Here is a 15949-nt window from a genome sequence, read left to right as displayed (position 1 = left end):
AAGTGACAGCCGAAGCCGCCTTTCAATTTTGCACCATGCGGTGCAAAATGTTATCCGGTATTAGCCCCGGTTTCCCGGAGTTATCCCAGTCTTATAGGCAGGTTACCTACGTGTTACTCACCCGTCCGCCGCTAACTTCTTAAGAGCAAGCTCTTAATCGGTTCGCTCGACTTGCATGTATTAGGCACGCCGCCAGCGTTCATCCTGAGCCAGGATCAAACTCTCCAATAAAGTTAGTTTGTCTAGCATCATAAATAAAAATTGACGTTTCACGTTGTTTGTTTCGTTCAGTTTTCAAAGAACTTATCCGCCGCTCAATTGCGACTTCCTCATGTTAACATCTTTATTTTTTGATGTCAACACTGTTTTTCACTTCTTTTTCATTTCGCTTTCTGCTCTTGTGCAGCAGCGACGTTTATTAATATAGCATGCTCCTTATAGATGGTCAATACCTTTTATAAAAAATTTCACATCCTAATTAAACACCTCAAAATACATAAAAAAAGGCCTAGACACCTTCAATCATCCAAAAATTCAGAATTCTATGTTATATTATCATTATAGGAAGGTGAAAGAGATGAGCATTAAATACTCAAATAAAATCAATAAGATTAGAACTTTTGCATTAAGTTTAGTATTTATTGGACTTTTCATTGCATACTTAGGCGTTTTTTTTCGAGAAAACATTCTTGTTATGACAATTTTTATGATGGTCGGGTTTTTCTCCGTCATCGCTAGTACTGTTGTTTATTTTTGGATTGGTATGCTATCAACAAAAACCGTTCAAGTTGTTTGTCCGTCTTGTAACAAACCAACAAAAATACTTGGACGAGTTGATGCTTGTATGCATTGTAACCAACCGCTCACACTTGATCGAAGGTTAGAAGGAAAAGAATTCGATGAAAAATACAATCGAAAGGGTTACAAAATGTAACGGAAAGCCTACATTTATTTTCTATAAGGCTTTATTAAATGATAATGTTGATATCTGATGAAAAGGAAAAGGATCGATTCAGCCCTTTTCTGATTTCTACTTCAACTAACCGACGCTTTAGTTGAAGTAGCCTTTTAATTAATCATCCCATTTAGTAATTGCATAAAAAATTTCTTTTGGATTGGGGTCGTGTTCCAAATATCCTCCATAGCGAAAAACTAGAACACCATAGCTAAAATCTTGACTAACAATCCATATATCATCATTGTTAATACATTGCCATAGAATACTAAAGTTCTTTATCGCCCATTTTCCGTTAACAAGAAATATTGGACTGTCATCTATCCCCAAAAATAAATAAACTAGGTTTTCTTCAATATCTATCCCTTCCACATAATGAATAACCTCTTGTTCCCAACTAAATTCCTTTCTGAAATTACTATAATTAATTACAAAATCCCATTTATGTAATTCAAAGTTCCATTTCTCGTGAACCTTATTAAGGATTTCTTCTAATTCCGGAGATGTAATTACATCACTTTTTTCTATAACAGTTGACATATCTTTGGTTAGTAAACTCATTAATTTATATCTCTGGCTCTTTTGTTTAGCTATTTTTAACTTTTGTTTTAAACGTGCCTTTCGTTCATCCATAATCGCCCCCCGTTACTGTTAATCGCATTATATCTTCATTTAAATAAAAATTTATTAATTCTTTTTTATTGTATTAAACCACATCGTTAGCTTAACAAAAAAATCAACAGCAGTCTTTAACAGAACCTTCTATAAAAAAAAGAGCTGACTTGAAACGTCAGCTCCTTAATCAATCTTACTTATTACAATCTTGACAAACACCGTAAATTTCTAAACGGTGACTATTGATTACAAAACCCGTTGCTTTCGCGGCTTCGTTCTCAATCTCCTCTAGATCTGCATACGGAAAATCAACAATTTTGCCACATTTTTCGCAAATCACGTGATAATGTTGACTTGTAACGTAATCAAATCTGCTAGAGGCATCACCATAGGTAAGCTCTTTTACAAGCCCTACTTCTTTAAATACGCGTAAGTTATTATAAACTGTCGCAACACTCATATTTGGAAACTTACCTTCTAATGCTTTATAAATCTCATCCGCTGTTGGATGCATCATAGATTCCACAAGGTACTCTAAAATAGCATGACGCTGTGGAGTAATGCGTACACCCGTATTTTTCAACATTTCCAGCGCTTCTTTTAATTCTTCTTTGACCACCGTCATGCACCCCGATTCTATACGGATTATTATTTTATAATTCTTATAAAGAGTGTACTCCTTTTCCTTCCACTCGTCAACATTTCTACTATAACTATGTATTTTATTCTTTAACTTATTTCAAATTTAATAAACGGTGTAAACATAGTTAATGTGGGGGCCAGCAGCAGCCACCTCCCACTTCAAAGATATCCAAAAAGAAAAAAGATTAATTAAAGAATAAAGTTTCACTTTATTTTTAGATGATCCTGCTTCTTTTTATACACTTACACGAAAAAAGTGCGAGAAAAACTCGCACATGAAAAACTATCATCTGAGGAGGTATGCCCTACACTGTTAACATATGAAAAATTCCCAAAAGTGTATAGTCATATGCCTTGTAATATTTCATTAATTATTTTATTCTGCGTAAATTTCTATTTGTACCTACTGTCTCGTTTACTTTAGCATTTACAGGCCCATTATAAATTTTCTTTAACAAATTCCAGCGCTTCTTCTACATGCCCCTTAACTTTAACTTTTCTCCATTCTTTCACTAACTGTCCTTCTTTATCAACTATAAATGTTGATCTTTCAATTCCCATGTACTCTTTTCCAAAGTTTTTCTTAAGCTTCCACACATCATACATTTCTGCAACTGTATGATCTTCATCAGCTAACAGCAAAAATGGCAAATTATATTTTTCGATAAATTTTTCGTGTCGCTGTAAAGAGTCCGTACTTATTCCTAAAATTACACAATCTAACTCTCCAAAGGCTACATGATGATCACGAAAATCACACGCTTCAGTCGTACATCCTGGTGTCATATCTTTTGGATAAAAATAAATGACAACGTGTTTTCCTCGAAAATCAGATAATTTCACTTGTTCTCCATTGCTTGCTTCTAATGTGAAATCCGGTGCCATTTGCCCTACTGTAACCATATACAATCACTCCTTCTATTTTGCTTCCACTATATCAAATATCCTATCATTTTTCATTTTCCATAACTGTCCGCACAACAAATGCAAATGGCATCGTATATCCAATCAACGCTTCTATAATGGCAATCCAACGGCCAATTCCAATCGGCGTTACATCACCATATCCAACTGATAACAATGTAATTGCACTAAAATATAAACATATTTCTACAAGAGCGAATGAATGATTCATTACTAATTTCCCGTCTTCTTCTAATACCGAAAATCCACTTTCTTCTAAAACAACATAACTAAGCGCAAATGCAATTAGCACCGTTGTATAAATAAGAAATAACGAAATCAGATTATACACAGAGAAAAAACGGTTTGATTCTCCTGCCGAACTCCATAGCAATTGTATACTTCGTAATACAGCAATCGCAGCAATCAATAAAATAATCACCCACAACATGTCCTCCACCTCATTTTATTTGTATGAGGACAAAAGATGATTTATCCCATATGAACCCTCTTAGTCTAAAGATGAAATAGATTAATTTCCAGCACCGCGATATCGCTTTACCCCTAAATTCCAAATGGAAAACCCGATTGAAAAACAAATAATCCCAACAATCGGTGTTATAAATGCATAGGAGTTCCATTCAGTTTTTCCTAAAAAGTAAGATGCCGGATACACACCAACAAAAGCAAACGGTAATACAAACGTTAAAACAAAACGAATCACGCGATTATAAATATTAACAGGATAACGTCCGTAGTTTCCGATGTTATACATGAGCGGCATAATAGAACTTCTTGCATCTGACCAAAAGCCAATGCTTGCAAGTGTTACGAAGATCCCACCATACACGAGTGCACCGCCTATTACCATCAATATAAATAGAAAGAAATCATACCAATGAAATGTTAATTGAAGCTGCAGTGCAGCATATCCCATTACGCCAAAACCGGTTATTGCACCAAGAAGCGATTCCAATTCCATTCGTTCTAAGATCACTTGAAACAAACTATGAATAGGACGTGTTAAAATTCGGTCCATTTCCCCTTTTACAATATAACGATCATTAAAATCCCATATATTAAAGAACGAAGAGAAAATCGCAAACGGAACCAAGAAAAAACCATAAATAAAGATAACTTCTTCCCTGTTCCATCCTTTTAGTGCTTGCGTATGTCCAAATACAACAAGGATAAAAATTAAGTTTACTGCTTGTAACAATAAATCAGATAGCAAACCAACAATAAAATCCCCGCGATATTCTAACTTCGTTTTTATATATTGACTTGCATATTGTAAAAACAAATTAAAATATAACATGACTTCATCATCCCCCTTGCACAATCAGCCGTTTTCTCGCTGTTTTCCACATCATAACAATTGGAATAATGAGAAGCACTGCCCATATGATTTGAAATAGTAAAGCTTTATAAATCGCCTCACCTTGCATTCCTTCTGAGAAAATCATACTAGGAATATAACTAATCGCTTGAAACGGCAAAAACGTCATTACTTTTTGCGCCCATAGCGGATAGAAGCTAATCGGAAGTAATAACCCTGAAAACAAGTCAATAACAACGCGTTTTGCATACATAATTCCATTATTATTAAATAAGAAAAACGTTAACATTCCTGTCATTAAATTAATTTGTGTATTGATGATAAAACTAAATAATAATGATAGGAAAAAGTACAACCACGTTTGGAAATTTGTTGTAATTTGCAGTGAGAATAACAATGTAACGATGACCATACCTGGGATAGAGAAGAAAGCAAATCGAAAAATCCCTTCTCCTAATCCTTGCATTACTTTCATACCTAAATAGTTATATGGACGAATTAATTCAACTGCAACCCGTCCTTCCTTAATTTCCATCGCAATCTCCCGATCAATATTATTAAAATAAAATGCACGGGCCATCCAGGCAATTGCAATGTATGTCGTCATTTGTGTAACCGATAAACTTTCAATATTTTCTTTTCCGCTATAAATGGCTTGCCATAAAAAATAATATGCTCCGATATTAATTGTATAAATAATAATACCGCTATAATAATTTGTTCGATACGCAAGCATCATTAAAAACCGAACGCGAATCATTTCAATATACTTACCCATGAATCATGCCCTCTTCATAAATATTACGAATGATTTCTTCTGTAGAAACTTCATTAATTTTTAAGTCTTTAATTGCAAAAGATTGCACAACTTTTGATATAAGAGTTGAAATCATGACTTCTTCATTTGGGATCTTAGCAATCCATGTATTTTGTTCTTTTCCTTGTGACCAAACTACATCATTATCAGGCATTAACATCGCAAGTTGCTGATAAGAAACAGAGGTTACAAATTGAAAATGAATTTCTTTTTCTGATCCCCATTGCGAACGAAGCTTGTCTAAAGATCCGTCATACATTATTTTTCCTTCATCTAACATGACAACACGATCACAAAGTGCTTCAATATCTGTAATGTCATGCGTCGTTAATAAAATTGTTGTTTTGTATCGTTCATTCATCTCTTTGAGAAAATCACGGATTTTTAGTTTAACGAGGACATCAAGACCGATTGTCGGTTCATCTAAAAACAATAGCGGCGGATTATGAGTTAAAGCTGCCGCTAGTTCACAGCGCATCCGTTGTCCGAGCGATAACTTCCGAACTGGTTTATCCAATAAAGGACCAATATCTAATGTTTCAATTACATGCTCCATATGTTCTTTATACTCTGCATCAGATACATCATATACTTTTTTTAACAAACGAAATGATTCTTGCACAGCAATATCCCACCAAAGCTGCGAGCGTTGACCAAACACAACACCAATTGTTTTCACAAACTCTTCCCTTTGTTTGTGAGGATTCATGCCATTCACAGTAATTTGTCCAGCAGTCGGTGTCAAAATACCTGTTAGCATTTTAATGGTAGTGGATTTACCAGCGCCATTTTCTCCAATATATCCAACCATCTCTCCTTGCTTTACAGTAAACGAAATATCATTTACTGCTGGCACAATTTTATAATTACGATTTAATAAATCTCGAAACGCTCCTTTTAATCCTGAGCGGCTTGAATACGATATAAATTCTTTTCGTAAATCTTTTACTTCAATAACCGTCTCCATTACGATTCTCCTTTCTATCTTCCACTCTAGTAAACAATATCTTTCCTTGTTATACGCCTAACTATATATTTTTCGACATATAAATCATTGCTATATAGCAATGCAACATGACTCCCACTCGCTTGATCCCTTTGTTTTAAACCAGGCATGTGGCAGAAAAAGAACCTGACCGCTTCTATGCACAGCCAGATGCTCTCGTCCTCCTCTAAAAAGAAAGGTTTTTTATATAATCATCAATTCGATAGTGAAAGTTTCTCTTTAGCACAACGAATAGTTTACCCAACAGTAGCAACTTGTACAAACAATACGTCTTTTCCAAAAACGTGTTAAAATAATACATAGATTTTTGTAAGGAGATGAATTTTCATGAAGTTCACAAAGTCAGAAGAACTACATAAAGATGCTTTAGAACATATCGTTGGTGGTGTAAACAGTCCTTCTCGCTCTTATAAAGCAGTTGGCGGCGGTTCACCAGTTGCAATGGAGCGCGGTCAAGGTGCTTACTTTTGGGACGTGGACGGCAACAAATATATCGATTATTTAGCAGCATACGGACCAATTATTACAGGTCATGCTCATCCACATGTAACAGAAGCGATTAAAGTCGCTGCCGAAAATGGTGTATTATACGGAACACCAACAGCTTTAGAAGTAAAATTTGCAAAAATGCTAAAAGAAGCTATACCCGCGATGGATAAAGTACGTTTTGTAAACTCAGGAACAGAAGCTGTTATGACAACAATCCGCGTTGCTCGCGCTTATACAGGACGCACAAAAATCATGAAATTTGCGGGTTGCTACCATGGACATTCGGACTTAGTTCTTGTAGCAGCAGGCTCTGGTCCTTCTACACTTGGTACTCCTGATTCTGCTGGTGTACCACAAAGCATTGCCCAAGAAGTGATTACAGTTCCTTTTAATAATGTAGATACATTAAAAGAAGCTTTAGATAAATGGGGACATGAAGTTGCCGCAATTCTTGTAGAGCCAATCGTTGGAAACTTCGGTATTGTTGAGCCAAAACCAGGCTTCCTTGAAAAAGTGAATGAACTTGTTCATGCAGCAGGTGCGTTAGTTATTTATGATGAGGTTATTACAGCTTTCCGCTTTATGTATGGCGGCGCTCAAGATTTACTTGGAGTAACACCAGACTTAACTGCACTTGGCAAAATAATCGGCGGTGGCCTTCCAATTGGTGCTTACGGCGGGAAAAAAGAAATTATGGAGCAAGTTGCGCCGCTCGGTCCTGCGTATCAAGCAGGTACAATGGCCGGAAACCCAGCTTCTATGGCTGCTGGTATCGCATGCTTAGAGGTACTTAAGCAAGAAGGAGTATATGAAAAACTAGATGAACTTGGAGAAATGCTTGAAAAAGGTATTCTAGAACAAGCAACTGCACATAACATTGATATTACAGTAAATCGCCTAAAAGGTGCTTTAACAGTATACTTTACAAAAGATAAGATCGAAGACTACGATGCTGCACAAAATACAGATGGTGAAACGTTTGGTAAGTTCTTCAAACTCATGCTTCACGAAGGAATTAACTTAGCACCATCTAAATATGAAGCATGGTTCTTAACTACAGAACATACAAAAGAAGACATTGAATACACAATTGAAGCTGTTGGCAGAGCATTCGCTGCTTTAAAATAAAATTTTCCATAAACAACAAAATACACTATCCTTTTAATAGGAATAAAATAAAAAAACAGAGGTGACACTCTGTTTTTTTATTTTTACTATTTCATAAATCACACATCAATAGTATAATTATTCATAATTATCTGTTTTAATTTCAGATACAAATTGGTTCAACTAATCAACAGTGTGGATGAAGAACCCCTCACTGTTGGAAGTTTCACTTTATTATGTTTAATACAAGGTGTTGTACACCTTGAATATTCAGATTATTCAGCATTCAAAGAAAAGGGGGGATTGACGGATGCCGGGTACAACAAATAAATGGACACCGTCTTCATTTCAAAATTATGCAAATGCAGAACATGATGCATGTGGAATCGTTTCCGTAATGGAAAAACAAAATATTCCAACGAAAGAAAACATCGATCTTTGTATACAATCTCTTGTAAAAATGAATCACCGTGCTGGATTTATTAATAACGAAGGCGATGGAATCGGAATTCATATCGATCTTCCTAAAGAACTTTGGGAAGAAAAATTAACTAAATATGGTTATAACCCAACATTAGTGAACCATCCTCACTTTATCGTTGGACATTTTTTTCTACATCAAAAACAAGACACACATGCCTTACAAAATGATATCCGTTCCTTACTACAGAGAGAAAATTTAATGATTATATTTGAAACTAGCGCTGTAACTAACTCTAATGCCCTTGGACCTCTTGGTAAACAAAAAGAACCGCTATTTTGGCAAATTGCTGTTATTCCAAAAAATCAACATGAACAGATTGATCAATTACTATTCTCGCTAACGATAGAAATCGAAAAAAATGAAGCAATTCATGTTGCGTCATTTAGTCCTGATTATGTTGTTTATAAGGTACTCGGAGCTGGGGATACACTTGTATCATATTACGCTGACCTGCGTCATCCACTTATTGCATCTACAATGACTCTTGGACATAACCGCTATTCTACTAATACATTATCTAATTTTTTTCGTGTTCAACCATTTAGCATCCTTGGACATAATGGAGAAATTAATACTATTGCTAAGCTGCGAGATCAAGCTGAAATGATTGATGTGCCCCTTGCAATTGAAGGCAGCGACTCTCAAGACTTAAATCGTACGCTAGAAACACTTCTCACCCATTACAACTATAGTTTATTCGAAGCAATGGATATATTATTTCCACCAATTATTAATGAAATTAAATTATACAAGCCGCATATGCAAGACTTATATACGTATATACGTGAAGCATGGGGGCATTTTGCTCAAGGACCGGCTGGAATTATTTCACGACATAAAGATGAAGCTGTTTTTAGCGTCGACTCCCTTGGTTTACGCCCCGTTTGGAAAGTAGAAACGGAAAGCTCTTATATTTTTTCCTCTGAACCAGGTGTTATTTCTCCGGCTGAATACATGGCAGAACCAAAATCACTTGCTCCAGGGGAAAAAGTAGGCCTAAAGCGAAACGCGAAGGGCGATCTTATTTTATACGAATACGATGCATACCAAAAAGAAGTATATGCACGTATGAAACAACGCATTGAATTTACCGACTATCGCTATCACCTACATGTTCCGCCAACAGATGAATTAGATAACCTTGTTTCAATTACAGAAGTAAAAACAGAGCAATACGCGGCTTTTGGCTGGGACCGAGAACATATTCAGCTTCTCGAACAAATGGCTGAAAAAGGCGCTGAACCAATTCGTTCCCTCGGGCATGACGCCCCCCTTGCAGCACTCGATACAGGAAGACAAAATATTGCTGATTTTATAAAGGAAAGCGTTGCTGTTGTAACAAATCCTGCAATTGATCGCGATCGGGAAGTAGAGCATTTTTCGACGCGTACAATTGTAGGGAAACGACCAACTCTGTATACAACAAACGAACAACCATTCATTGTAGAACTTCCAAGCCCTATTATCTTAGAAGGCACATTGGGGCAACAAGCTGCAGGGCATCTAGACACAGTATCTTATGAACAACTCATACGGCTATTTGCTCTACACAGCACGGTTTATAAAGTATCTGGAACGTTTACAGAAGATGAAACTTTAGGTGCGGCACTGAATCGCCTTGGGGCAGAAGCTGTAGCAGCAATAAAAAAAGGTACATCACTTCTTATCATTGATGATGCAAAAGCTCATCAAAACAATCAGTTATGGATTGATCCGCACTTAATTACAGCCAAAGTTCATCAAGAGCTCGTGAAGCATAAACTCCGCCGTAATTGTGCAATTGCCGTACGTTCGGGAGCACTTCGCTCTTTACACGACATTGTAACTTTATATGGTTTAGGAGCAGATGTTATCAATCCATACCTTACATTTGCAACAGTAAACGATGGAACAGAAACGCCTCTTCTCAATTTATATAACGCATTGAATAAAGGAATTGAAAAAGTGATTTCAACACTTGGAATTCATGAATTACGCGGCTATGGTCGCCTCTTCTCTTCCATTGGTCTACACGAAGAAATTGCACAGATATTGGATATTACGAATTTCCTTGGATCTAGTAGGTTGGCTTTTTCGCTACAAGCACTAGCAGAAGATGCAAAAGTCCGGGCAATCGATTATACAAATGAAAAAGCAAACATACGAAAAACATTTCATCTATTCCCGCGCATTTGGAAAGCGATTGGAGATATTTCCAAGGGAAATGCATACGATGACTACCGTGAAAAACTGGATGAATTAGAAGAAAAAAATCCAACAGCAATTCGTCACCTTATAAAAATAAAAGAAACAAATCATAAAACACCAATTGAAAAAGTCTCAATTGCAGTAAAAAATCATAGTCTACCATTTATTATTAGTTCGATGTCATTTGGCTCACAAAATGAAATTGCCTTCCGTGCATATGCCGAAGCCGCTGATCGATTAAATATGATTAGTTTAAACGGTGAAGGCGGCGAAATTAAAGATATGATCGGTAAATATCCACATACACGCGGGCAACAGATTGCATCAGGACGTTTTGGTGTCAACGCTGAACTCCTCAATTCATCTAACTTAATTGAAATTAAAATTGGGCAAGGAGCAAAACCAGGAGAAGGCGGACATTTACCGGGGGCAAAAGTAACAGCAAAAATTGCAGAAGCGCGAAATGCAACAATTGGTTCGGATTTAATCTCTCCTTCCAATAACCATGACATTTATTCAATTGAAGATTTAGCCCAAATCATTACTGAAATTAAAACTGCCAACCAACACGCGAAAGTAGCTGTTAAAGTTCCTGTTGTCCCTAATATTGGAACCATTGCAGTAGGTATCGCTAAAGCTGGTGCTGACTTTATTAACATTAGCGGTTTCGATGGCGGGACAGGTGCCGCACGTATTCATGCCCTGCAGCACGTTGGTCTTCCTGTTGAAATTGGTGTAAAAGCTGCTCATAATGCGCTGTTAGAAGCTGGGATGAGAGAGCGTGTAGAAATTTGGGCTGACGGCGGCATCCGCAGCGCTGCAGATGCATTAAAAATTATGCTTCTTGGTGCAAACCGCATTGGCTTCGGTACACTTTCTATGATTGCGATCGGTTGTACGACATGCCGCGGCTGTCATTTAGATACTTGTCATGTCGGGATTGCAACGCAAATCGAATCAGAAGCACAAGCGAAAGAACATGGCCTGCGCCGCTTCGTACCACGAAATTTCGAAAGTGCTGTAGAAGGATTGTTACATTTATTCACAGCTTTCGGAACAGAACTAAAACGATTAACGGGACAGCTTGGCCATATCAACTTACAAGAAATTGTCGGTCGTTCTGATTTATTGGAACAAACACACGGCCAGCATTTACTAAATTTACATTACTTATTACAAACATTAGAAGATGTAACATACAATGCCGTGCAAACAACAGCGCATCAAGAATGTAGCAAGGCTCATTATTCCATTGCATCTAAAGAACTTATTCATGTCGGCGTCGATCAACGTGTTATGGGCGGCATGGAATCTTGCTACCGTATTCGCAGTAAACTATATGAAAATCGTGTATTAGATCCCGTCACATTAAAATACACAAATGGATCTGTTCCCGGAAATGGTCTAGGCGCCTATAATAGTGAAAATCTCTTCATTCACGTCAACGGCGGCGCACAAGATGGCATTGGAAAAACAGCTTTTGGCGGTGGTATTTACATTACAAAAACAAAAGGAAAAGATGGTAAATACTATAACGGTTCTGTTGGAAAGGGATTCGGATACGGAGCACAAAAAGGCGCATTATATATACAAGGAAACGCTGACGCTAGAGCAGGGATTCGTCTATCAGGAGCTGATATGATTATTGGTGGAAAAATGACAAAACCACTTCCGAAAGAAGAACATGGAAATATCGGTGTTCACGCTAATATAAAAGGATTTGCTTTTGAGTATATGACAAACGGCCGCGCGCTCGTCCTCGGTGACCCTGGACCGTGGATTTGTGCCGGAATGACAGGTGGAGTTGTATACTTGCGTCATCTTCCTGATTTTGGATTAACAGAACAATCATTAAGACGACGAATTGCAAAAGGAGCGAATGTTACTATTCGTCCACTCAGCAAAATAGGAGAATCTGATGTGAAAGAGCTATTATTAGACTATCTTCGTATATTAAATGAACATGAACAATACGAAGAAGTCGCTCTTCTCTCACCTTTGTTAACCAATCTAAATTCTCATTTCTTCGAAGTAATTCCAACAAAAGAGCAAGCCGATCCATCTGTTTCAACAGAGTAAACCAAAAGAATAAAGTGAAACTTTAATCAGCCCTCACCAATCGGGCGCATGCCAGTAGTTTATCTCCCACCTAACTTCTTAAGAAAAGCGGAAGTGGCTCGTTCAGAATGTGAGGGGGATGGAGCTTCTGACGTAGAGGGGGGGGTTTTCCTCGTAGGAAGAAGCGAAGCCACCGAACATTCTAGCCACTGAAGCTGGACAATGCTTTCGCTGAATTTTGAGGTGGGAATATTACTGCCCACGAATAGCGGGATAACAGTTTTTTCATTGACGCCTTTTGATTCTCATAGTACTCTATAACAAATCAAAAAAACCTGCTGAAGTTCAGCAGGTTTTTTCATTAAAATACTACTTGCTAACATAAGTTAATGAATGTATAGTATCATATTGTACATTCATTCTGACAAGGAAGAAAGGATATAAAAAAAAAGTATGAAACTTGGTGCTCGCGTTTTAAAAACGGGTATTGCCATTACATTAGCTTTATTTATATGTTTGCTGCTTGAATTACCGAGCCCTGTATTTGCGGGAATCTCAGCAATTTTTGCTGTACAGCCTTCTGTGTACCGCTCATATTTAACAGCTCTAGAACAAATTCAAGCAAATGTGATGGGGGCAATTTTTGCCATTGTCTTTGTGTTTGCCTTCGGAAGTAATCCTTTTATTATTGGATTAACGTGTATATTAGTTATTGCACTCGCTTTAAAATTACATCTAGAAAATACAATTTCCATTGCGCTCGTAACTGTTATTGCCATTATGGAATATCAAGGAGCAAATTTCTTTGATTTTGCCCTATTACGATTCGCAACAATTATGGTTGGGATTATTGCGGCATCTCTCGTAAACTTAATATTTATGCCGCCAAAATACGAAACAAAGCTTTATCATAAAATCGTGGATAATACAGAAGAAATTGTAAAATGGATTCGAATGAGTAGTAGGCAAGCATCTGATTTCACAACATTGAAAACAGATATTGACCGTATGAAAGAAAAAATGATTCGTCTAAATCATTACTATTTGCTGTATAAAGAAGAAAGAAGTTATACCAAAAAAGTACAAGTTGCTAAAATTCGTAAACTAGTCCTATTTAGACAAATGTTAGCAACAACAAGTCGCGCTTTAAGTACATTAAAGGCGCTCCATCGAACAGAGAACGAGTTACGATATATGCCAGAATCATTTCAAGAATCGATTCAAAATGAGCTGGATTCATTAACTCATTATCATGAGCAAGTATTACTCAAATTTATTGGGAAAGCAAAGAAACAACAATCTGTTGAAATTCTTGACGAAGTTTCTGTTGGTAAACAACAACTAATTGATATATTTATGAACTATCAAAATAAAGATGATGAAGAAAGCTATCGAATATGGCTTCACCTGTTTCCTCTCGTTTCAGCTATTATTAATTATAGCGAGGAAGTAGAACATTTAGATTTACTTGTAGACAGTTTCTATACGTACCATAACCCAGAAAATGAACTACAAATTCATGAAAAACAAGAGGACGAATGAAAAACGACCCTTTCCTATTACGAAGGGGTCGTTTCTTTTATATGCTGAATTTGATATAAATTATAATAATAACCGCGTTTTTGCATTAATTGCTGATGCGAACCCTTTTCTTTTATTTCACCATCTTCTAAATAAATGATTGTATCTACGTGTGTAATTGTCGATAATCGATGCGCAATAATAATTGTAGTTCGATCAGCAGCTAACGTTTGCAGCGCTTCTTGAATATAACGTTCATTTTCTAAATCCAGCGCAGATGTAGCTTCGTCTAAAATCAGCAATGACGGATTTTTTAAAAATACACGCGCAATGGCGATGCGCTGCCTTTGCCCACCAGACAATTTTACACCTCTTTCTCCAACAACCGTTTCATATCCATCCGGTAAATTCACAATAAAATCATGAATATGTGCAGCTTTAGCTGCTTCTACTACCTCTTCATCCGTTGCTTCAGGCCTTCCATATAAAATATTTGCTCTAATTGTATCGCTAAATAAAATGTTATCTTGCAAGACAAGACCAATATGGCTGCGTAAATTCCGAACATTGTAATTTCTAACATCTACCTTATCTACATAAATTGCCCCTTTAGAAACGTCGTAAAAACGCGGAATTAAACTTGCAAGTGACGACTTTCCACCCCCGCTTAAACCGACAAGTGCTACTTTTTCACCTGGTGAAATAGACAAAGAAATATTTCGGAGTACATCTTGTTCATATTCATTGTAGCGAAATGAAACACCCTCAAATACAACCTCGCCGCGCATGGACCTCTTCGTAATAGCATCTGGACAATCTACAATATCATATTCTTCATCTAATAATTCAAAAACACGATCCATGGAGGCAAAAGCTTGTGTAAGCGTTGTCGAAGAGTTTACAAGACGACGCAACGGACTATATAAACTATCCATGTATCCAACAAAAGCTACCATTGTACCGAGCGTTAACGATCCATGAATGACTTCATAGGCAGAAAAAGCGATTACGATTAAAGGTCCTAGATCCGTTAACGTGTTTACAGTAGAAAATGTCCTTGCTGTCCAGCTCGTATGTGCTAATGCCTTCGTTAAGAACTTGCTGTTCTTCTCTTGAAATTTTTCTTTTTCATACTCCTCTAAAGCAAAACTTCGTGTCACTTGCATACCTTGAATACGCTCATGTAAATATCCTTGCATCGTCGCTAACGCTTGTGAACGCTCACGTGTTAATGTTCGAAGGCGACTGAAAAAATATTTGACTGCAACTACATAAACGGGTAATACAAGTAAAGAAACAAGCGTTAATTTCATATTCATCGAAAACATAACCGCAATTGCAATAAAAATCGTTGCTGTATCAAGCCACACATTCATTAATCCCGTAATAACGAAGTCTTTCGTCTGCTCAACATCATTTATCACACGCGAAATAATTTCACCAGTCTTCGTATTGGAATAATAACGTAAACTTAATCTTTGTAAGTGCGCAAAAATATGCTTTCTCAAATCATACAACACTGCATTTCCAATACGCTGCGCAAAGTATTGACGATAATATTCAATGGGAGGACGTAATACCGCAAAAATAAACAATGCAATCCCGGTAGCTACAAATAATTGAGATGTTTTCTGTTCTACTGAACTTCCTCCTTGAATAATATCATCAATAATATACTTTAATAACCACGGCATAATAAGCGGAATACCAAATTTAATAAGACCTATTACGATAGTAATCGTAATGAGCCACTGATATGGCTTTACAAATTGTAGATACCGTTTTATTCCTTTCATGCCACTCCCCCTCATGTTAAAAGGACAAAA

12 protein-coding genes and 1 rRNA gene are annotated in these 15949 nt (G+C 36.8%); 4 read left to right on the top strand and 9 right to left on the bottom strand.

Annotated features, from left to right (window positions below; all coding sequences use genetic code 11):
- Window positions 1-231 (bottom strand): 16S ribosomal RNA (locus tag BM350_RS21540); the annotation flags it as partial.
- A gap of 346 nt (window positions 232-577) precedes the next feature.
- Here BM350_RS21540 and BM350_RS21535 point away from each other — a divergent pair.
- Complete coding sequence (locus BM350_RS21535; protein WP_090917001.1) at window positions 578-934, top strand: YgzB family protein; 357 nt, start codon at window positions 578-580, stop codon at window positions 932-934.
- A gap of 138 nt (window positions 935-1072) precedes the next feature.
- Here BM350_RS21535 and BM350_RS21530 read toward each other — a convergent pair whose 3' ends face one another.
- The 7 genes from BM350_RS21530 to BM350_RS21500 form a co-directional block, all read right to left on the bottom strand.
- Window positions 1073-1588, bottom strand: a complete 516-nt coding sequence (locus tag BM350_RS21530; RefSeq protein WP_090916999.1) for a hypothetical protein — start codon at window positions 1586-1588, stop codon at window positions 1073-1075.
- A gap of 175 nt (window positions 1589-1763) precedes the next feature.
- The gene (perR, locus tag BM350_RS21525; RefSeq protein ID WP_170857749.1) at window positions 1764-2189 is read right to left on the bottom strand and encodes a peroxide-responsive transcriptional repressor PerR; all 426 of its coding nucleotides are present in this window, start codon (window positions 2187-2189) and stop codon (window positions 1764-1766) included.
- Between the two features lie 461 nt (window positions 2190-2650).
- Window positions 2651-3115 (bottom strand): thioredoxin-dependent thiol peroxidase, encoded by a 465-nt coding sequence (bcp, locus tag BM350_RS21520; RefSeq protein ID WP_090916995.1) that lies wholly within the window; start codon window positions 3113-3115, stop codon window positions 2651-2653.
- 46 nt (window positions 3116-3161) lie between these two features.
- Entirely contained in the window at window positions 3162-3566 is a 405-nt protein-coding gene (locus BM350_RS21515) for a potassium channel family protein (protein WP_090916993.1), read from the bottom strand.
- 81 nt (window positions 3567-3647) lie between these two features.
- Window positions 3648-4433: an ABC transporter permease gene (locus tag BM350_RS21510; RefSeq protein WP_090916991.1), complete on the bottom strand. Its 786-nt coding sequence runs from the start codon at window positions 4431-4433 to the stop codon at window positions 3648-3650.
- A gap of 7 nt (window positions 4434-4440) precedes the next feature.
- Window positions 4441-5232 (bottom strand): ABC transporter permease, encoded by a 792-nt coding sequence (locus BM350_RS21505; RefSeq protein ID WP_090916989.1) that lies wholly within the window; start codon window positions 5230-5232, stop codon window positions 4441-4443.
- Complete coding sequence (locus BM350_RS21500) at window positions 5225-6238, bottom strand: ABC transporter ATP-binding protein (RefSeq protein ID WP_090916987.1); 1014 nt, start codon at window positions 6236-6238, stop codon at window positions 5225-5227. The genes BM350_RS21505 and BM350_RS21500 overlap by 8 nt, the downstream gene beginning before the upstream one ends.
- Before the next feature lie 366 nt (window positions 6239-6604).
- On the opposite strand from BM350_RS21500, the gene BM350_RS21495 reads away from it, so the two are divergent.
- The 3 genes from BM350_RS21495 (at window position 6605) to BM350_RS21485 (ending at window position 14144) form a co-directional block, all read left to right on the top strand.
- Window positions 6605-7894: a glutamate-1-semialdehyde 2,1-aminomutase gene (locus tag BM350_RS21495; protein WP_090916985.1), complete on the top strand. Its 1290-nt coding sequence runs from the start codon at window positions 6605-6607 to the stop codon at window positions 7892-7894.
- Between the two features lie 289 nt (window positions 7895-8183).
- On the top strand, window positions 8184-12623 hold the full coding sequence (locus BM350_RS21490; protein ID WP_090916983.1) for a glutamate synthase-related protein: 4440 nt from the start codon (window positions 8184-8186) through the stop codon (window positions 12621-12623).
- Window positions 12624-13055: 432 nt separating this feature from the next.
- A complete protein-coding gene (locus BM350_RS21485; protein ID WP_090916981.1) occupies window positions 13056-14144 on the top strand; it encodes an FUSC family protein in 1089 nt (362 codons plus the stop codon).
- Window positions 14145-14161: 17 nt separating this feature from the next.
- On the opposite strand, the gene BM350_RS21480 is transcribed toward BM350_RS21485, so the two are convergent.
- Window positions 14162-15919: an ABC transporter ATP-binding protein gene (locus BM350_RS21480; RefSeq protein ID WP_090916979.1), complete on the bottom strand. Its 1758-nt coding sequence runs from the start codon at window positions 15917-15919 to the stop codon at window positions 14162-14164.
- Window positions 15920-15949: the final 30 nt, after the last annotated feature.

This window comes from Bacillus sp. 103mf (genome assembly GCF_900116295.1).
Lineage (GTDB): Bacteria > Bacillota > Bacilli > Bacillales > Bacillaceae_G > Bacillus_A > Bacillus_A bruguierae.
This window is presented reverse-complemented; position numbering and strand designations above follow the sequence as displayed.